Origin of the sequence: Levilactobacillus yonginensis (assembly GCF_964065165.1) — a bacterium.
Lineage (GTDB): Bacteria > Bacillota > Bacilli > Lactobacillales > Lactobacillaceae > Levilactobacillus > Levilactobacillus yonginensis_A.
In genome coordinates this window covers 2237005-2256288 of record NZ_OZ061549.1, presented here as the reverse complement: position 1 = coordinate 2256288, position 19284 = coordinate 2237005, and the positions used below count along the sequence as shown (strand labels likewise).

The window sequence follows — 19284 nt, the reverse complement described above, 5'->3', positions numbered from 1 at the left end:
GCCGTCGCACTATCTTTTAATAAATCGCATAAATACCCGAACTGTAAATTTGATATAATAAACTTACCTAAATCTCTAAAAGGAGCCCACACACCATGTCCCCCATCCCCGCCTATCTAACCGAAAAAGTCGCACCAGAACATCAAGCCCAACTAACTGAGCTCTATCACCTGCTCCAAGCGTTGCTCCCCACTGCTACCGAACGATTCAGCTACGGCATGCCCGCCTTCTACATCGATGGCAAACCTGTCATTTACTTCGCCGCTGCTAAACATCACCTGGGCCTCTACCCCACACCATCACCCATTGCTCACTTTGCCAATGAGTTAGTAGCCTATCGCACGTCCAAGGGGGCCATCCAACTGCCTTACGACCAACCGCTCCCCACTGACCTGATCACCCAAATCGTTACCTTTCGGGTTCATGAAATCACTGATTGATCAAAAAACTAGCTAGACTCCTCATCCGAGTCTAGCTAGTTTTTTAAATTTCTAAGTTAATCTTCGCTACCCATTAACCGGCCAACGAACGCCGCCAAGATAGCCCCAACCTCTGGTGCCAGAATGTACAACCACAGGTGTGACAGTGCACTTCCACCAGCAAAAATAGCTGGTCCAAATGACCGCGCTGGATTCAAGGAGCCACCAGTCAGGTTCAAGGCCACAATGATTAAGAACGCCAGCGTCACCCCAATCGTGACACCCGCAAAGTCACCATTACCATGCCGGTCACTCGTGACGTTCAAGATTACCAGTAGGAATAAGAAAGTCACCAACGTTTCAACCAAGAAAGCTAGTCCCGTTGAAATCTTTGGGAAATCCGTTTGGCCCAATTGATTCGTTGCCAAGCCTAGGCCACCAACGAACAGTTTGATGAACGCCGAAGCCACCGTCGCCCCCAGCACCTGAGCTACCACGTAACCCAGGGCATCCTTGGCACCAATTCGCCGGTTGATCAACATCGCTGTCGTCACAGCCGGGTTGAAATGACCCCCAGAAATGCCGCCGAATGCGTACGCAGACACCGTAATGGCTAACCCAAAGGCTAGTCCAATCGTTAAGGTACTGCCCGCCGCAACGGTAACTGCCCCAGTCCCTAAGAAGACCAGCATGAAAGTTCCAAAAAACTCTGCAGCATATTTCTGCATAATAATTCCTCCATTTCCAGATTCTTATAATTAAATTAATTATAAAACACTTCATTCATTTCCGGTACCCAAACGCTATCAAAACGGTGTGGTCCCCCAACCTTTTAGCGCACGTTTCGACCATATATGTTCGGAGTACAAAAAGGGTTTGAGACTTTTGTCCCAAACCCAATAAATTTTACATTTCAATCATCGGGTGACTCATCATCCACCGCATTGATACCCTTCACCAGGGCCGTGATGGCCGCCGTAATCCCCCGCACCACGTCAGCCAAGGCCATTGCTGGCACACCGGGCTTATCAACCACCTGACTCGGCAAATAAGGAATGTGCATGAAACCTGCCGCCAACCAAGGAAACTCCTTGGCCCGTTGATACTGCACCTGATACATCAAGTGGTTGCAAACAAACGTGCCCGCCGTCGTTGAGACTGCAGCGGGGACCCCCACCTCATGCATGGCGTCAACCATTTCCTTTACGGGTAACTGCGTGAAATACGCCGTGGGGCCATCTGGTTGAATCGGTTCATCCATCGGCTGTAACCCAGCATTATCCGTGACCTGTGCATCGTTCAGGTTAATGGCCACCAGCTCCGGCGTGATGGCCGACCGACCACCAGCCTGACCAATGCTCAGCACCACATCCGGTTGCTCATCTAAAATTGCCTGCCGAACTAACGCCGCGCTTCGCACAAAGATGGTTGGCACCGTCACCTTCACAATTTCTGCGTCAGCAATCGTGTCCGGTAGTCGTTTGACTGCCTCAATGGACGGATTCATCGGCTCACCGTTAAAAGGATCAAACCCAGTCACTAATATTTTCATGTTGCTGGCCTCCTAAATCCTTAGATTTAAGAGCCATTATACAGTACGAATCACTCTTCCACTGCGTCGATGACCACTAAGAAGGCACTAAAGTCGGCTGACTGCTCAACCCCCTGTGTGCTCTCCAACAAATGTGGTACGAAAACCCCAGCATGCATCAGCTCATCACCAAAGTAGATGTGTTGACCGCCGTTGAGGCGATACCGTTGATCTGGCGCCAATCCACGCAGATAAAGGCGGGTGTAAGCTGGGTTGGGATGGTTGAGAATCTGATAACGTGCCGCAATGGCGTGCCGTTGATCCTCACTAACAACCTGCCAGCTACCCACGTTGCCATCCCCGGTAAATGGATTGTCAATGCGATAAAACTTCCCTTGCTGGAACAACTCTCTGTGGGCCTTGTAGAACGTGACTTGTTGCTTAATTGCCGCCTTCTCATCGGGAGAACATTTTGTCACATCCAACTCATAGCCTAGGTCGCCAAAGTAAGCCACCGCCGCACGGGTCTCAATTGGCGTGATGCGCCCAGTTTGGTCATTGGGAACCGCCGAAACGTGTGCCCCCATCATCGCCTGCGGATAACCGTAGGACGTACCAAATTGAATCTTCAACCGTTCGACGGCATCCGTGTCATCACTTGTCCAGGCTTGCGGTGCATACGCCATCATCCCTAGGTCAAAGCGACCACCACCAGAAGCACAGGATTCAAACAGAACGGTTGGGTGAGCCGCAATCAACCGAGCATACAGGTCGTAAACACCTAACATATAGCGGTGAAGGAACTCCCCTTGCTGATCTGCCGGTAACGTCGGACTGTACGCCTCCGTAATGTTCCGGTTCATGTCCCATTTGATGTAATCCAAGTGGGCCGTTTCAATCAACCCACTGATTTTGCCATAGAGAAAGTCCACGACGTCCGGATTGGCCATATCCAGGACAAATTGGTTCCGGCCTGGCGTCATTTGGCGCTTAGGCGTCTTAATCGTCCATTCCGGATGGGTCCGGTATAGCTGACTGTCGATAGAAATCATTTCCGGTTCAAACCAAAGACCGAACTGCATTTTCAAACCGTGAACTCGCTCGGCCAGGTGCGCCATCCCATTCGGAAGCTTCTCCTGATAGACGTCCCAATCACCTAACGAGGTTGTATCGTCATCTCGATGGCCGAACCAACCGTCATCGAGGACAAACATTTCAATGCCCAACGCGTGGGCATCCTCAGCAATGGCCACCAACTTATCTTCATTAAAATCAAAATAGGTTCCTTCCCAGTTATTTACCAAGACAGGGCGCTGCTGTTGCGCAAAGTGGGGGTTAACGAGGTGATGTTGATAGAAGTCCCCCATCTGCTGACTTAATTGGTTCAAACCGTCTCCCGTGTAACTCAATACGGCTTCTGGTGTCTGGAAGGACTGACCCGCTGGCAACTGCCAGTCGAATTCCGTTGGGTTGATACCAACCAGAACTCTTGCCGTGTTAAACGCATCGACTTCCACTTGATCCAAAAAGTTACCAGAGTAGACCAGGTTGAAGCCCATGGCTGCCCCCTGATCATCCGTGGTCTGTGGCCGGGCCAAAATCATGGCCGGGTTCTGTTGATGACTGGAAGCCCCCCGCAGGCTCCCGACGCTTTGAATACCACTTCGCAGCGGCGTCCGGACCAAATGCCGTTCCCGTGTCCAAGTTCCGGAGAACTGGAGTAAGTCATAATCGGCATCTGGCAAATCTAACTGACTACTCAACGCCCGGTTTAGCTTAACCGCTGCTTGGCCCTGATTCTGAAATTTAGCGCTCCGGACAATCACGTCTTGATGCGGAAAAACTGCATAGCTCAACTCCAGCACAACTTGCGTCACAGCATCTACCAGTGAAATCACCAGCGTCTGCGCATCGTCGTGCTCATCGTCGAAGGTCGATGGCAAGCCCCTCAGTCGGGACTTCCCATCAACGATTCGAAAATCCTGGTAGCTGAATTCGCTGATCCGACTGCCATCTGGTTCTGTGATTTGAAAGGCAGGATCCCGGTAGTCACCCTTACCCAGACCCGCAAACTCTTGTTTCAACGTTTCTGGCTGAAAGTCAGGTGTATCCAATCGCCAAGCCGGCATCGCCTCATGGTGTTCGCGAACCAGCAATTCGGGATACGTCGCTTGATCGTGTAACCGTGGCCCATAATAGAGTTGACCCAATTCGCCATTGGCCATGACGTGAAATATGTAGCTGCTGTGATCCGTTTGCAAGTGAAACTGTTGGTGATTTACGATGATTGACATCTGATCTACTCCCTTCTTGAATTACCTACATGCCCATCGTAGCATAGATTGTAAGCGCTGACAGCAAATAAGTCGCTCCTACTGGACACTCTATAAACCTTAATCAAAATAAATTTAGCTGTCCCATTAGGCATTCCGCAGTTAAAAAACCATCAACTAAAATCGGTTAACTTGATTATCCGCCAACCAGTTAGATAGTTACCAGATCAGCGATTAACTAGCTTACTATTCAATTGTCAAAGAGTCTATTTTTCACTACACTTCTAAACATTTTACGTTATGGTTAGATTACCCCCGTTACAATTAAATTGGATTGTGTTACAATTCAATTGAGATGTGTAATAGGTATACCATTAAATCACTTCCGATCTGAATTTTCAGTGCACGAAAATTTTGGATCATCCATCACAGTTTTAAAAATTACATAACAGGGAATGACAACTATGCTTACCAATACTTCTTCCAACCGCAATTGGCGCCGTGTATTTCTGCTGATTGCTAGCCTGTTACTGACCTTCTTTGTCGGCCGTTCACAAGCTAGTGCCAACACTGTCTCGGTCAATGGTCTTGGCGCTGCGGACGCCACTATCACGAACGATCAAGGTGTCACACAATCTACGACCGGCAACCTCGACAAGTACAGTGCCTATCAGATTCATTACAAATGGACCATTAACGACACAACCAAACTGGCTGAGGGTGATACGGCAACGGTCTCCCTGCCCGCCAACGTGGCCTCTAGTTACAACTACACATTCGATTTGACCGATGCTAAGTCTCAGGCCAAAATTGGGACCTTTACCATCCAAAAGGGCAGTCAGACGGGGACTATCACGTTCAATGACTACCTTGTTACTCACAACACAGCCCGCCAAGGTACTTTACAACTCGCCGCAAACGGGAAGCACGTCAACACTGGTAACACCAACTGGTTCGTTAATAAAGTCGGCTGGCTCACGAATACGACAATTAAAGATGGCCACCCAACAACGGCCAACTGGAATATTGCCTTCAATCCTGACAACCAGGACTTAACGAACGTTACGCTGACTGATACCTTGGGTAGCGACCAGACTTACGTTCCTGGCTCCGTCAAAGTCGACGGCAACATCCCAGCACCCGACGTCACGGTCAACGGCAACACGATTACCATGAAATTTGGTCACGTCAATAAGAAGGTCAACCTGAACTACCAGACTAGTCTCACTGGAGTCCCTAGTGATAGCCACTGGTCTAACGCGGCCACATTGACCGCTACGAACGGTAGCACCGCTCTGAATAAAACGGTCCACGGTACCATTGCCTGGGGAGGTAATGGTGAAGGCAACGGCGACGAACAAGCTGCTAATGGCGCCGTCACGTTGATCAAGACGGATCAATGGGGTTGCAGACATTTAGCTAACGCCCACTTCAATCTCTACACGGCCACCGGCAAGCTCATTAAGAGCGACGTCACGACTAACTGGCGCGGCGAACTCAAGGTCGGTAACCTGAAGTATGCCAGTTACTACTTTGTTGAAACCAAAGCCCCACGCGGCTATCAACGCTCTAACCGGCACCTTACCTTCACGCTGAGCAATAAGATGCCTGCCGTTAAGCTGCAAGTACCAAACGCTAAGAAGTCTTGGGGCTACTGCCCTTCTTTTCATAAGGTCAAGCTTCAATTTGTCTGGTACCACTGTGTCACTTGGCAATGGTGCCTGTGGTAAAATGACCCGCTACCCTTACTAACGAAATCCAACAGTCATTTGTCACCCTAATTTTATTAAAATAACGCAAAAGATGAGTGAATCCTTTCAAAGGTTCACCCATCTTTTTGTCTATCACTAAATCGTAATGAACTGGTTTCTATGGACAAGTTGCCCACTAAATGCTAAGCTGATTTCCCACGTAACTCGCTCAACCACAGTCATCAAACTGGCTAAGCGCACAAAACATTTGGGTTGCGGTTCAGCTACCGTCTCTTTAATTTTTTGAAAATGTAAGAAAGGACGCAATAAAATGGCACTCACCAATATTAATCTGGGCAGCGAGTTGGGACTGGAAATCCTGCATCAACGCTGGTACGCACTTATTTTGTACCAACTCGACGCGCAACCGACTGACTTCATGGAACTGCGTCGCACCGTGCGTGGAATCTCTACGTTTAACCTGCTCCTCCGGTTAAAGAAATTGATAGAATGGAACTTGATTGAAACCATTCCTGACAATGACTACAGTTACCGTCTAACAATCAGTGGCGTCATGTTTCATCAGATTCTGACGTCCCTGGAGGACTGGGGAAATACGACCCTCCGACACGAATTGAAGATTTAAGCCCCGTCTCCGAATTGAAACTACCGCCACAGGAGGCTTCTATGCATAATTACGTAATACTATCAGGAAAAAACTTGCGAACTGGTTTGCGGGAAAGCCATGCCATTTTGCTCACCGATTTAGTCCATGTCGTCGATCAGCGTGAAATCACTTACCTAACTCTCAAGAGTACTCGCATGGGCATCATCCGTAACGACACCTACCAAGCCACCAAAATGGCGATGGGTCAGCGTGATTTTGCCTACTTTCTGGATGAAGCCAACCTGTCCTTCGCGCTCTACATCACTTCAACCAACGTTCAAGCACTGAAGGTGCTCTTAGCCTATGCGCGGCAACAACACTTAATTTCAAAATAAAGTCATTAATAATCCAATTGGCCTACCTCAAAACGAGCTGGTCTTTTTTATTTGAAAATTAATGAAAGCAAGCTGTTATTAGCCGTGTAATGACTAAATATTAGGATATTCACCATTGTGTATCGGTTTGGTATGGTTCGCGTACAGGTTTGATGAAGCCACCCATATCATGGGTCAAGTCAGGTATGATGATATTTGAAACGAAGAATGAAAACATATCTCCTAACGTGAAAGGCAGGAATTTTCATGAAAACTAGACAACGTACCTGGACCAAGCGGGCTGCCACCATTCTCTCATTGGTCGCCGTAACTCTTCCCATGGCAACTAACGTGGCCCAAGCCAGCACCGCAGCACAATTAGCGCCACAACGGGCCGTGTACGGTTACTTTATGGATACATATAAGCAAAACGTGTCGACCTACAAGACCGCCTCCAACAATCCAATGATTGGCATGCTTTCCGAATTTTCTAACTACTATGCTGATGGGAAAAATCTCGACAAAGCTTTGATGAAGGAAAATATCGATAAGTCTGCTAAGATCACGCAAACGCGGACCCCTGCCGAAGAGGAACGGTCATACTTAACTGACCGGCGGGACCTCCGTTACAGTGTTATCAACGCACTTGGGCCTTACGCACCAGCATTCATTAAAAATGCGAACGCTCAAACACCTTTCCAATCAATGCCAAGCACCCCTGATCCGGTCAACAAAAAGCACGTCCACGTTGATTGGGCCGATGAAAACTCAAAACTGGGACCCATCGTGGCCTTCATGAACCACAATTCATACACAGCCTACTCCAACACCGGCATCGTAAAAAGTGTCGTTCGGTACAAGCGCCCTTATCGTTGGAGCACAGAAGTTAAACCTCTACCGGCTCTTTCAAAGATTATGGCTGCAGCTCCCGCAACTGATTTTGACTTTGCGAGCGGCCACACGACGACTGGTTTTGAAGACGGACTATCACTGGCTTACGCGTTCCCTGAAAGATTCCAGGAACTCCTCACTCGTTCTTCGGAGATTGGCCTTGACCGGGTTATTGCTGGACGCCACTCGCCACTTGCAGTTATGGGTGGTCGGATGGCAGGGAGCGCTGTCGTCGCTTCAGCTTTGAATAACCACAGTAACCAGGACATGATGAAAAAAGCTTATGATGCCGCTCACTCCGATGCTTTGCTTGGCAGCAAAGATTCATCAGCGCATGACGACTTTGCCAACTACCAAAAGAACCGGGAGGACTATCGTTACCGGATGACCTACGGCTTCAAACAAATTGGGAATCCTAACGTTGATATGCACGTTCCTAAGGGGGCCGAAGCCTTACTTTCAACCCGACTCCCTTACCTGACTGACACGCAACGCCGCGACGTTCTGTTCACGACTGGCATGCCTTCTGGTTATCCCCTGATGGACGATGCGGAGGGCTGGGGCCGTTTGGACCTCTTCTCTGCCGCCAGTGGCTATGGCAAGTTCAACGATACCGTTACGGTTAAAATGGATGCTACTAAGGGTGGGTTCAACGCGCAAGATAACTGGCGCAATGATATTTCTGGTAAAGGTTCATTGATCAAGGCTGGTAGTGGTTTACTCCAATTGAGTGGGGACAATACCTATGCCGGTGGTGCAACTGTCAAAGGTGGCACGTTACAACTGGCCTCCACCACCGCCACTGGTAAGGGAAACGTTCAGGTCAAACGTGGTTCACTCCAACTGAGCACCCAAAAAGTCACCGTCAAGGGACGCTACCAACAAGCCAAGAGTGGCCAACTATCCTTAGCTAAGAACGCCCATTTAGCCATTAAGAAGAACGCCAAGTTAGCTGGTACGCTAAAGTTAACTGCTGGTAGTCTGAAGAACGGTGCCAAGATCATGACTTTCCGTAGCCACAAGGGTAAGTTTACCCACATCACTGGCTTACCAAAGGGCTGGCACGTTGTTTACACCAAGCATGCTGTTAAGTTAGTAAAATAGTTCACTTCAAAAGATCCAACGGTTCACTTCAAAAAGTGAGCCGCTGGGTCTTTTAACTTTCAGATTAGCGCTTACATTAATAACCAATTATTAGCAGACGTTTACGTTGTCTGGTATGTATCAATTGTGTGTGATTACTGTACAGGTTTGATTAATCATACTGACAACCTTCTTGCCTTCCCTTATGATAGATAAGCACCCGAAATTTAAAGCTTCACCAATTTGAAAGGTAGGTATTTTCATGAAGATCAGACAACGGACTTGGACCAAACGCGCAGCTGCAATTTTATCATTGGTAGCTGTGACGCTGCCAATGGCAACGAACGTGGCACAAGCCAGCTCGTCAAAGGATTTAGCGCCCCATCGTGCCGAATACGGCTACTTCATTGATACATATAAACAAAATATTTCCACTTACAAGACAGCATCCAATAACCCAATGGTAGGAATGCTCTCAAGTTTCTCGAACTACTACGCTAATGGCAAGAATCTGGAAAAGGCCTTGATGAAGGAAAACATCGACAAGGCCGCTAAAATTACCCAGACGCGGACGCCGGCTGAAGCTGAACGGTCCTACTTAACGGACTGGCGAGACCTTCGTTACAGCGTTATCAACGGTTTGGGGCCTTACTCATCAGCCTTCATCAAGAACGCAGATGCCAAGACTGATTTCACGTCAATGCCTTCAACGCCCGATCCTGCCCACCGTCCTTGGGGCCACACACCATGGGCTTCTGAAGATTCAAGATTAGGACCTATCGTGTCTCTGTTGAATCACAACTCCTACACCGCTTATTCTGGAACCGGGGTGATCAAGGACGTCGTTAAATACAAGCGTCCTTACCGTCAGAGTAGTGAAGTTAAGCCATTACCAGCACTGGTCAACGTGATGGCTGCTGCGCCAGAAAACGACTACGACTTTGCCAGTGGCCACACGACCGCCGGCTTTGAAGACGGGTTGAACTTGGCTTACGTTGTTCCAGAACGTTTCCAACAAATGATCACCCGTTCCTCTGAAGTTGGTCTTGACCGGATCATTGCTGGCCGTCACACGCCATTAGCTGTTATGGGTGGTCGGATGGCTGGTACAGCCGTTACCGCCAGTGCTCTGAGCAATCCTAGCAACCAAGACATGATGAAGAAAGCCTACGACGCTACTCACTCTGACGCCCTCTTAGGCAGCAAGGACACGACGACTCAAGATGACTTTGGTGACTACGCAACCAACCGTGACAACTACCGTTACCGGATGACTTACGGCTTCAAGCAAATTGGTAACCCTAACGTGGCAATGCGCGTTCCTAAGGGTGCCGAAGTATTGTTGGCTACTCGCCTGCCTTACCTGAACGCTACACAACGTCGCGACGTGTTGTTCACGACAGGAATGCCTTCAGGCTACCCTGTCATGGACGATACTGAAGGCTGGGGTCGTTTAGATCTCTTCTCAGCTGCTAACGGTTACGGTAAATTCAATGACAAGGTGACTGTTGCCATGGATGCCAAGCAAGGTGGTTTCAACGCTAAGGATAACTGGCGGAACAACATCGCTGGTAAGGGTTCCTTGGTCAAATCTGGTACCGGTCTGCTCCAACTGAGCGGGAACAATGCCTTCACTGGTGGAACCACGGTTAAGGGTGGTACGCTGCAATTAACTACGGCCACTGCTGCTGGTAAAGGGAACGTTAAAGTCAACGGCGGGACGCTGCAATTGAGCACTAAGAAAGTTACCGTTAAGGGGAACTTCCAACAAACTCAAAAAGGCCAACTCCGCGTAGCCAAGAATGCTCACGTAACGATCAAGAAGACTGCCAAGTTAGGCGGTACGCTGAAGTTAACCGCCGGTAGCTTAAAGAACGGGACGAAAGTTCTGACCTTCAAGAACCACAAAGGCAAGTTTGCTCACGTCAGCGGCTTACCAAAGGGCTGGCACGTTGTTTACACGAAACACGCTGTTAAATTAGCTAAATAAGCTTTGCAGCTACTGTTGACTCCCCCGTCACACTAGCTAAGCAACCAAAAATAGTCGCCAACAGAGATGTCAAAACCTCTGCTGGCGACTATTTGGGTTATTCTTTAAATTGAATCTTTACGTAATCACGATACAGTGGCAAGCTGGCCATCAATTCCGTATGGGTGCCATGTCCGCTAACATGACCATCCTCAATGAAGTAGATATTGTCAGCATCAACAATCGTGCTCAAGCGGTGCGCAATAATTAGCGTCGTGCGGCCTTTCATTAGCTCGCTCAACGCTTGCTGGACCATCGCTTCTGATTCAGAATCTAAACTGGCCGTCGCCTCATCCAGCAGGAGAATCTTGGGGTCTCTGAGAAAGGCTCGGGCAATTGCCAAGCGCTGACGTTGGCCCCCACTGACTTTCACACCTCGTTCACCGACCTGTGTGTCCAAGCCATCGCTCATGTTGTGAACAAAGCCATCGGCTGAAGCGAGTTGCAAAACGTGCCACAATTCCTCATCGCTATAGTCCCGGTTGGCACCATAAGTTAAGTTATGGCGAATGGTTCCCGCCATAATGGCCGAGTCCTGGCTTACGTAGCCAATCTGCGAACGCCAATCACTCAAGTTAAAGCTTTGAACGTTCTCGCCGCCAATGGTGACCTGGCCGTTTTCTGGCTGATAATAGCGTTCTAGCAAACCAAAAATCGTAGATTTACCCCCACCGGAAGGTCCGGCAAACGCCACTACCGTGTTGGGCCGTGCTTCAAAATTCACGTCGTGTAAGATTGGTTGCCCATCTTCATAGGAAAAATCAACGTGTTGCATAGCCAACGTTTGGTCACTCACTGATTGTGTTGGTCCATCCTCCAAGGCTTCTTCTGGTTCTGCCAAGAGTTCCTGAACTCGTTCGGTTGAGCCACTAGCCTTCGACAAATCGGTGAAGAAACGTGCCAACGTTCCCGCTGGTCCAATGATTTGGAAAAGATACATCAGGAAAGAAAACATCGTTCCCATGCTCATCGTCCCTGCCGACACCCGGACCGCTGCGTAGGCTAACACCCCGACGAAGACGGCCAACATACTGGCCGTCATTGCTGGCCCAGCAATTGAATCGTAAATTGCTTCCTTCAAACCAATTTGGTAAAGACTCTGAATCTCTTTCGCTCCGGTCTGTTCTTCATAACTCTCGGCATTGGAAGACTTAACCAAACGAATCTCACTCAGCGTCTCATCGCTGACCCCACTAAATGCAGCCATGGCATCCTGGCGTTGGTGGCCAATTTTACGTGAAAGTTGCATGATTGGAAACATCACGGCCATGACTAGTGGAACTGCAATGAACATAATCATGGTCATCTTCCAGTCCATCAGTAGCATAATGACCAGCGCACCAGCTAATTGTAGGAGCGACGTCACCATCTGGGGAAATGAATTGGCCAACAAGTTTTTGATTTGCATGGTGTCGTTGACCAACCGCGACGTCATCTCACCAGTCTTGACGTTATCAAAGTAGCTGACTCGTAATCGAATCAATTTTTGCCATAACGTTTCCCGCAATCCAGCAACAACATTTTCGCCAAAGAACCCAAGCAAGGCCCCGGAGACCGCACTGACTAGCGCACTCACAATGAATAAACCGATTACCGTGATCAGCAGGGGTTGGTTCATCGCATGCCCGAGACCATTGATCAATGACTGAGCCAACTTGGGTACCGCTAATTGGGCACCAGTGGCCAGCATCCCCAGAAATAGGCCGACCCACAATTGCCAATACTTAGGCTTCGTGTGCCGAATCAAATTTAAAAATCCTTTGAAATCAAACTTTTGCGCTGACCGCTGCTGAGCTGTCTTAGGCGCTGCAATTCTACGTTCCATCTCTTTGCCTCCGTTAACCCTAAATTAGAAACGTGGTCGGCCCATCCCGTGTGGCCAGCCATGCCCGCGTTGCATAAAGTCGTCCCAATCTAAATCACTGATTTGGTGACTCAACTTGGTCAATAATTGCTCGAGTTGAACCTGTTCATCAGCGGTCAATCTGCCAAAAAGCTGATCAGCAACATCATCCTTACGTTCATGATATTGGTCAAACAATTCATGCCCGCGTTGACTCAATCGCACAATAATGGCCCGTTTATCGGTCGGACTTGGTACCCGCTCGACAAACCCAGCCTCTTCCAACCGATTGATCGTCGCACTGACTGAGCTTGGCCGAATGTCTAACACTTCGGCAATTTCGGCGTTAGTCAGCCCATCCGGTGTCTTCGCCAATACCTTGAGCAATCGTCCCTGACCACGACGACCATTAGGGCCACCATGACCACCCATTCCGGCCTGATGCCCGACTGCCATCAAGAAGGCACGGTTCTGCAACAACTTCCCAAAACTCTCTAATAAATCGCGACTGCCATCTGTCATTTGACTTTCCTCCTGTGTTCTTATTGGAAATTATATTAGCACGATAGTTAGCTTTTGTAAACTAAAACTAACTAAAAGCTAACCATTTCTCAGATGTCCTCTTTAATATCTGACAGAATTCCGGGAAATTAAAAGGACCTCTCTGGGGAGGTCCTCAAGAAACTATCAAAATTATAGACTAAGCTTTTCCGATGGCAAAGTAGTGACCTTCAGGATCTGGGAAGCCAAACGCTGGCTGGCCATTATCATCGGAAATTGGCGTGGCACCTGCTAACCGGTCATGTAGCCCCTCAAAGTCGTCACTGAAAAACATGATAGATGGTTGATTGCCGAGAACCTCTGGTGAATATTTCTTAATAAATTCGTTTGAGAAAAATGATAGCTCCACCCCAAATGGCATAGCGAGTACGACATTGGTCGAACCATCCGGCAGTGGCGATTCCGCTACCGTGGTCGTTTCAAAGTTTTCCCGCCAAAATTTCACCACGGTCGCAACGTTATCCACGTACAGCATTACCCGTGTCTTTTGCATCCTCATCACTCCTTTAATAGATGGTCATAGTCTACCCCAGCCCATCAAGCAAGGCAATTAACCTTACTTATCAAAATAATGCTAGCTATTCCGCAAATAAACGCGTATGCTTAGTCATGCAGGTTTGCGCCTGCCCAGTTGCTCTGTACATTCCAGATGTATCCTATGGATCAACTGGTGCCCTCATCTCGGATTGATGAGGGCTTTTTTGTCGCCTAAAACCAACCTACTTCTTTAGTCCCACCAATTAGGACTTGCGACCTAACCAGCTTCCATTTAACAACTAAAGGTTGAAAGTTCGAAAACCGTTATCGAACTAAGAATAACAAGGCGTTATAGCCTCCAAAATTAGTCTCATCCAGCCACCTGCGGCTGTCAGAGATTCCGTCTGCTGTGGGGAACGCCTCCAGTTAAACTGGTTCTTGGAAACTAAGCCAGCTTAAAGGCTTGAATGACGGTCCTTACTCAATATTATTGGCATTCCACTAGATAGCCGAGAGTGAGTCAAATTTGGACTCAGCCGTGGGATTTTCAAGTGATTTTCTTGAAAATGGCGACTTGAAGACGTGTTTTGCGGCTTCAAGCGAAGGGCAAGACCGCCCTTTGGCTTGTCCCGTCCTTCCCACCGCGTTCCGGTCCAAATTTGGCGAACGGCAAGGCGGCAATTTTTCACAATGTCTGACTAAACCCCAATACTCGATACTCGTTGCAGCAGGCACAGTGGGTACTTCAGTGTTTTAAACCTTTAGTTAACAACCTAAAACGCCGTCTACTCAGTTCGAACCTGAGTGAACGGCGTTTTTTACATGTGAAGTGACTTAATTACTCAAGATATTGCTTTGCGGAAGCCACAATGTCTTGCAGACCCTTCTTAGCATCTGAGAAGAACATCTGGGTGTTATCCAAGGAGAACAATGGGTTTTGAACACCGGCATACCCGGTACTCATTGAACGCTTAATAACAACGACGGACTTGGCTTTGTCAACGTCCAAGATAGGCATCCCAGAGATGGCATTGCCACTTTCCCGTGCCAATGGGTTGGTAACATCGTTAGCTCCGATAACCAAGGCAACGTCCGTACTTTCAAACATTGGGTTGGCATCGTCCAACTGCTTCATTTGGTCGTAAGGAACATTAACGTCGGCCAGCAGCACGTTCATGTGCCCAGGCATCCGCCCAGCAACTGGGTGAATGGCGTAGTTGACGTTGATTCCCTTATCAGTCAGAACTTTAGCAAGCTCAGCAACTTCATGTTGTGCTTGCGCAGCCGCTAACCCATACCCAGGAACGATCATAACGTTCTGAGCGTAAGCCAGTTGCAAACCAATATCGTCAGCAGAAGTTTCCTTAACGTCGACAGGTACGTCAGCGCCAGCAGAACCACTGTCACTGTCGCCAGTCCCAAAGCCACCGGCTAAGATGTTGGCAACGGAACGGTTCATGGCTTCAGCCATTTGCAAGGTCAAAATCGTCCCGGCAGCTCCAACTAAGGCACCAGCGATGATCAAAACTTGGTTGTTGATAACGAACCCAGCGAAGGCAACTGCTAAACCAGTAAAGGCGTTCAACAGTGAAACCACGACCGGCATGTCGGCCCCACCAATTGGTAAGGTCATCAGTAACCCGAAGCAAAGACTCATTGCGAGTCCCAAGACTACGTACCAAACGTTAGTCGTGAACCCAATCATCATAACAGCTGAACCTAAAATAGCAATAACTACTAAAATATTTAAAAGTCGCGCACCTGGGAAGGTAATTGGCTTACCGGAAACGTGTCCGGAAAGTTTCCCAGTGGCAATCAGTGAACCAGAGAAGGTAATGCCCCCAATAATCACGTCCAACAGGACTGGTAAGGAGAAGGCAATGCTCAGGCTGGCGCCGTCGCCCTTCATTAAGTAATCGAAAATACCGATAACGGCAGCGGCACCACCACCAACTGCGTTAAAGAGACTAACCAGTTGAGGGACGTCAGTCATTGGCACCTTCTGCGCCTTGACAGCCCCGTAAACAATCCCGAGGATACCGCCGACTAACAGAACACCCCAACCCATTGTCGTAATTTTACCTTCAATCAAGACGTTAATGACAATGGTAACCACCGCCATTAACATCCCGATTGCAGACAGGCCGTTCCCTTGACGCGCCGTCTTAGGCGAACGCATCAAATGAACACCCATGACATAACAAACCGCGGAGACCAGGTAGACCAATGATGAACACGTTTGTAGAATACTCATTTCTGATCACCCTCCCCTGCATTATTGCCTGGTTTAGGCTTCCGGTCGAACATTCCTAGCATCCGGTCCGTGACGGTGTAACCACCGGCCACGTTGACAGCTGCAAAGAATGCCCCGAAAAAGGCTAAGATGTAAAACAACGTGCTATTGGCTTCCGCCGCAATGACGAAGGCCCCAACGATAACGACACCATGAATGGCGTTGGCACCAGACATCATTGGTGTCTGTAACGTTGCAGGAATCTTACTCATAACTTCAAACCCAACCAATAGGCTAAGCACAAAAATAGCTAAATTTGTAAATAGTTCTTCGCTCATGCCTAATCAACTCCTTTTGCGTCGTCTTTTGTTTCATCCGGCGTCTGAGTATCGTCTTGCGCTTGAGCAGCTGGTTTACGTTCTGGCAATTCCATTGCGGAGCGTAAACGATTGCTAATAATTTCACCTTGATAAGTAGCCAACAATTCGCCAACCACGTCATCATCGATATCAAAGACTAACTTACCATCTTTAGTGATATCCGTGATAACGGCTTGAACGTTCTTGGCAAACATATCAGAAGCTGAAGCTGGTAACTGACTAGCCATGTCCCCAGCACCAACGATTTGGGCACCATTGGCCGTGGTAACCGTTTCGGCTGGTTTGGAACCAGCGACGTTACCACCTAAGTCACTAGCAGCTAAGTCAATGAACAAGGTCCCGGGCTTAGCTTCGTCCACGGACTTCTGAGTAACCAGAACTGGTGGCCGCCGTCCAGGAACCTGGGCAGTAGTGATAATCACATCGTTTTGTGCAATGAACCCGGCTAATTCTTCTTGTTGTTGTGCCGTTTCTTCAGGAGTTAAGGCCCGAGCGTAACCGCCTTCACCAGAACCCGAAACGGACGTCGTCAAGAAGGTTGCCCCTAAGGATTCGACTTCACCACGTGAGGCTGGCCGAATATCATAGCCAGACACCATGGCACCTAACCGGTTAGCGGTCCCAATTGCTTGCAACCCAGCAACCCCGGTCCCTAAGACCAAGACTTTAGCTGGCTTGGCAGTACCGGCAGCGGTGATCATCATTGGGAAATACCGAGAAAAATGATCAGCAGCCATCAGCGCCGCCTTGTATCCAGCTACACTGGACTGAGAACTCAAAACATCCATCGTTTGAGCCCGTGACGCGGTCCGTGGCAAGAGTTCGAATGACAAGGCATTGATCTTCTTGGCAGCTAATTTCTTAACGAAATCAGTATCAGTTAGTGGTGCCAGCAGCCCGATCAAGCTCTGTCCCTCACTCATCTGATTGACAACCTCACTAGATGGTTGGTTGACCGTTGCAATAATTGTGGCCTCTTTAATTGCCGTTGCTTGGTCAACCACTTTGGCACCGGCATCTGTATAAGCAGCATCCTGATAAAAGGCACGACTCCCAGCGTCTTTTTCAACTAAGACCTGGTAGTCACTTTTAACGAGTTTGCTAACAACCGTCGGCGATAATGCAACCCGATTTTCATTGGGTGCCTCTTTTAAAACCGAAATGGTAATTGGCATTCAATCCATCTCCCTTTTTTGAGAATCACTTCACAATTTAACTATAATTCATTCTGCGTCACAAAACAATGGTTCGAAGCTGACAAAAAAGAAAACGGTCTCATCCCTTGTTTGCAAAGCTATCGTGTCGCGGTTTCATCCTTGAAAGATTTCCAAACAATTTTTGTGAAATCGGTTGCCCACTTTGCTAATTTTTCCTTTGATGGGTTCCTTTATCGGCCAATCTATTGCATAATGAACCCAACTACTTATATGTCCAACGACCTATCTATTAATGGGAGGGATTCAGCATGTCCTTAGAAACTGTCACGACCTTTTTTGAGCAACTAAACTTAACCGATCGGATCACCGAGTTTGACCAGTCGACCGCAACCGTAGCCGATGCCGCCGCTACCCTGGGCGTCCGGCCCGACCAAATCGCAAAAACGTTGGCTTTAAAGCTTAAGGAAGGTCCCATCGTTATCGTGGTCAAGGGAACCGCCAAGATTGCCAACCCTAAGTTCAAGGCTGAATTCCACCAAAAGGCCCACATGGTACCTTTTGATGAACTGGAAGACCTAATTGGTCATCCCGCCGGTGGTGTCTGCCCGTTTGGCCTAAAACCCGGGGTGGGGGTCTACTTCGACGTCAGCTTAAAGGATGAAGACGTGGTTTACCCAGCCGCTGGCATCCCAGATGCCGTGGTCAAGCTGACCGTCGACGAGATGGAAAAGTACGCCCAACCCCTAAAGTGGATCGACATTGTGAAGGAAGATTAGGCACTGTACCTTTTAATACACGTCTTAGCAAGCTACAATTAACGACAAGTCAGGTTTGGGACAAAAGTCTCAGACCTTTTTTGACGCTCTGCGCGTAGATGGTCGAAACGTGAGGCAACTGGCATAACGCGCAATTAGTCTACCTGACAATCTACTCCCCGTTGACAACCCGCCCCATTTCACCCAAACTAGACGGGAGCTTTCTTATTAAGGAGGGATCCTCGGTGACCTGGTTATGCATTATTCTCCCCGCCTTATTGGCGGGATTGGTGCAAGGACTGACAGGCTTCGGTGCTGTCATTATCATGATGATCTTCTTCCCATCGATTCTCCCCATGGCCCAAGCAGCCGGAGTTGGTGGCGTCATTATGTTGGCTAGCGTGCTTACATTGGCCTTTCGGTATCGCCAACATCTACATTTCAAACGAATCATTATTCCCTTTATTATCTACGCAATGGTTGCCACCTGGTCCGTCCATCTGGGACACGTCTTAGATGCCCACCTCCTGCGCATGTTGTTAGGCGGCTTATTGGTGGCAATATGTCTCTACTTCACCCTAGCGCCTGGAGCTGGCAACCAACGTTACCCGTGGTACATCGCCGGTTGCTTTATGATCGTCTCAGGATTTTTCAACGGCCTGTTCGGTATTGGTGGTCCCCTTATGGCCTTATACTTCCTATCCTTGTCCAAATCAATGCCCGAGTACATTGCGAGCATTCAAACCTTTTTTCTGATTGATACGCTCTATATCACCAGTATTCGGGTTGCCAACGGCATTTTGGTCAAGCCAGATATTCCCTACATTTTAGTGGGAATGGTCGCAGCGACCATTGGGACGATCATTGCCTCCCACTTACTCACTCGACTGAATCCCGACACCATTAAACGGTGGATTTACGGATTTATCGGTCTGAGTGGCATCTACTACTTATTCTTCTGACACCCGTAAACGCAAAAA

17 protein-coding genes are annotated in these 19284 nt (G+C 48.6%); 8 read left to right on the top strand and 9 right to left on the bottom strand.

Features of this window, described 5'->3' with window-relative positions; translation table 11 throughout:
- The first annotated feature begins 95 nt into the window (after nucleotides 1-95).
- Nucleotides 96-440, top strand: a complete 345-nt coding sequence (locus AB3Y94_RS10425; RefSeq protein WP_367296161.1) for an iron chaperone — start codon at nucleotides 96-98, stop codon at nucleotides 438-440.
- 56 nt (nucleotides 441-496) lie between these two features.
- Here the strand turns inward: AB3Y94_RS10425 and AB3Y94_RS10420 are convergent, their stop codons facing one another.
- The 3 genes from AB3Y94_RS10420 to AB3Y94_RS10410 form a co-directional block, all read right to left on the bottom strand.
- The gene (locus tag AB3Y94_RS10420) at nucleotides 497-1147 is read right to left on the bottom strand and encodes an MIP/aquaporin family protein (protein WP_367296160.1); all 651 of its coding nucleotides are present in this window, start codon (nucleotides 1145-1147) and stop codon (nucleotides 497-499) included.
- Between the two features lie 185 nt (nucleotides 1148-1332).
- The gene (gene pcp, locus AB3Y94_RS10415) at nucleotides 1333-1971 is read right to left on the bottom strand and encodes a pyroglutamyl-peptidase I (protein ID WP_367296159.1); all 639 of its coding nucleotides are present in this window, start codon (nucleotides 1969-1971) and stop codon (nucleotides 1333-1335) included.
- Nucleotides 1972-2021: 50 nt separating this feature from the next.
- Nucleotides 2022-4244, bottom strand: a complete 2223-nt coding sequence (locus tag AB3Y94_RS10410; protein WP_367296158.1) for an alpha-galactosidase — start codon at nucleotides 4242-4244, stop codon at nucleotides 2022-2024.
- A 443-nt stretch (nucleotides 4245-4687) separates the two neighbouring features.
- Between AB3Y94_RS10410 and AB3Y94_RS10405 the strand changes: the two genes are divergently transcribed.
- The 5 genes from AB3Y94_RS10405 to AB3Y94_RS10385 all read left to right on the top strand — a co-directional run bounded on the left by AB3Y94_RS10405 (nucleotide 4688) and on the right by AB3Y94_RS10385 (nucleotide 10859).
- Nucleotides 4688-5953, top strand: coding sequence for a SpaA isopeptide-forming pilin-related protein (locus AB3Y94_RS10405; protein WP_367296157.1), 1266 nt, complete (start codon nucleotides 4688-4690; stop codon nucleotides 5951-5953).
- Between the two features lie 292 nt (nucleotides 5954-6245).
- Nucleotides 6246-6560: a winged helix-turn-helix transcriptional regulator gene (locus AB3Y94_RS10400; protein WP_367296156.1), complete on the top strand. Its 315-nt coding sequence runs from the start codon at nucleotides 6246-6248 to the stop codon at nucleotides 6558-6560.
- Between the two features lie 41 nt (nucleotides 6561-6601).
- On the top strand, nucleotides 6602-6916 hold the full coding sequence (locus AB3Y94_RS10395; protein WP_367296155.1) for a hypothetical protein: 315 nt from the start codon (nucleotides 6602-6604) through the stop codon (nucleotides 6914-6916).
- A 246-nt stretch (nucleotides 6917-7162) separates the two neighbouring features.
- Complete coding sequence (locus AB3Y94_RS10390) at nucleotides 7163-8890, top strand: phosphatase PAP2 family protein (RefSeq protein WP_367296154.1); 1728 nt, start codon at nucleotides 7163-7165, stop codon at nucleotides 8888-8890.
- 241 nt (nucleotides 8891-9131) lie between these two features.
- Complete coding sequence (locus AB3Y94_RS10385) at nucleotides 9132-10859, top strand: phosphatase PAP2 family protein (protein ID WP_367296153.1); 1728 nt, start codon at nucleotides 9132-9134, stop codon at nucleotides 10857-10859.
- A gap of 97 nt (nucleotides 10860-10956) precedes the next feature.
- Here AB3Y94_RS10385 and AB3Y94_RS10380 read toward each other — a convergent pair whose 3' ends face one another.
- From AB3Y94_RS10380 to AB3Y94_RS10355, 6 genes are all read right to left on the bottom strand, one after another.
- Nucleotides 10957-12723, bottom strand: a complete 1767-nt coding sequence (locus AB3Y94_RS10380; RefSeq protein WP_367296152.1) for an ABC transporter ATP-binding protein — start codon at nucleotides 12721-12723, stop codon at nucleotides 10957-10959.
- Between the two features lie 24 nt (nucleotides 12724-12747).
- Nucleotides 12748-13263 (bottom strand): MarR family winged helix-turn-helix transcriptional regulator, encoded by a 516-nt coding sequence (locus tag AB3Y94_RS10375; protein ID WP_367296151.1) that lies wholly within the window; start codon nucleotides 13261-13263, stop codon nucleotides 12748-12750.
- A gap of 178 nt (nucleotides 13264-13441) precedes the next feature.
- The gene (locus AB3Y94_RS10370; protein WP_367296150.1) at nucleotides 13442-13795 is read right to left on the bottom strand and encodes a VOC family protein; all 354 of its coding nucleotides are present in this window, start codon (nucleotides 13793-13795) and stop codon (nucleotides 13442-13444) included.
- An 822-nt stretch (nucleotides 13796-14617) separates the two neighbouring features.
- Complete coding sequence (locus AB3Y94_RS10365) at nucleotides 14618-16033, bottom strand: NAD(P)(+) transhydrogenase (Re/Si-specific) subunit beta (protein WP_125684420.1); 1416 nt, start codon at nucleotides 16031-16033, stop codon at nucleotides 14618-14620.
- Entirely contained in the window at nucleotides 16030-16350 is a 321-nt protein-coding gene (locus AB3Y94_RS10360; RefSeq protein WP_125692150.1) for an NAD(P) transhydrogenase subunit alpha, read from the bottom strand. The genes AB3Y94_RS10365 and AB3Y94_RS10360 overlap by 4 nt, the downstream gene beginning before the upstream one ends.
- A 2-nt stretch (nucleotides 16351-16352) precedes the next feature.
- Complete coding sequence (locus AB3Y94_RS10355) at nucleotides 16353-17567, bottom strand: NAD(P) transhydrogenase subunit alpha (RefSeq protein ID WP_367296149.1); 1215 nt, start codon at nucleotides 17565-17567, stop codon at nucleotides 16353-16355.
- A 290-nt stretch (nucleotides 17568-17857) separates the two neighbouring features.
- Between AB3Y94_RS10355 and AB3Y94_RS10350 the strand changes: the two genes are divergently transcribed.
- On the top strand, nucleotides 17858-18325 hold the full coding sequence (locus tag AB3Y94_RS10350; protein ID WP_125692146.1) for a YbaK/EbsC family protein: 468 nt from the start codon (nucleotides 17858-17860) through the stop codon (nucleotides 18323-18325).
- 224 nt (nucleotides 18326-18549) lie between these two features.
- Entirely contained in the window at nucleotides 18550-19266 is a 717-nt protein-coding gene (locus AB3Y94_RS10345) for a sulfite exporter TauE/SafE family protein (protein WP_367296148.1), read from the top strand.
- Nucleotides 19267-19284 lie beyond the last annotated feature (18 nt).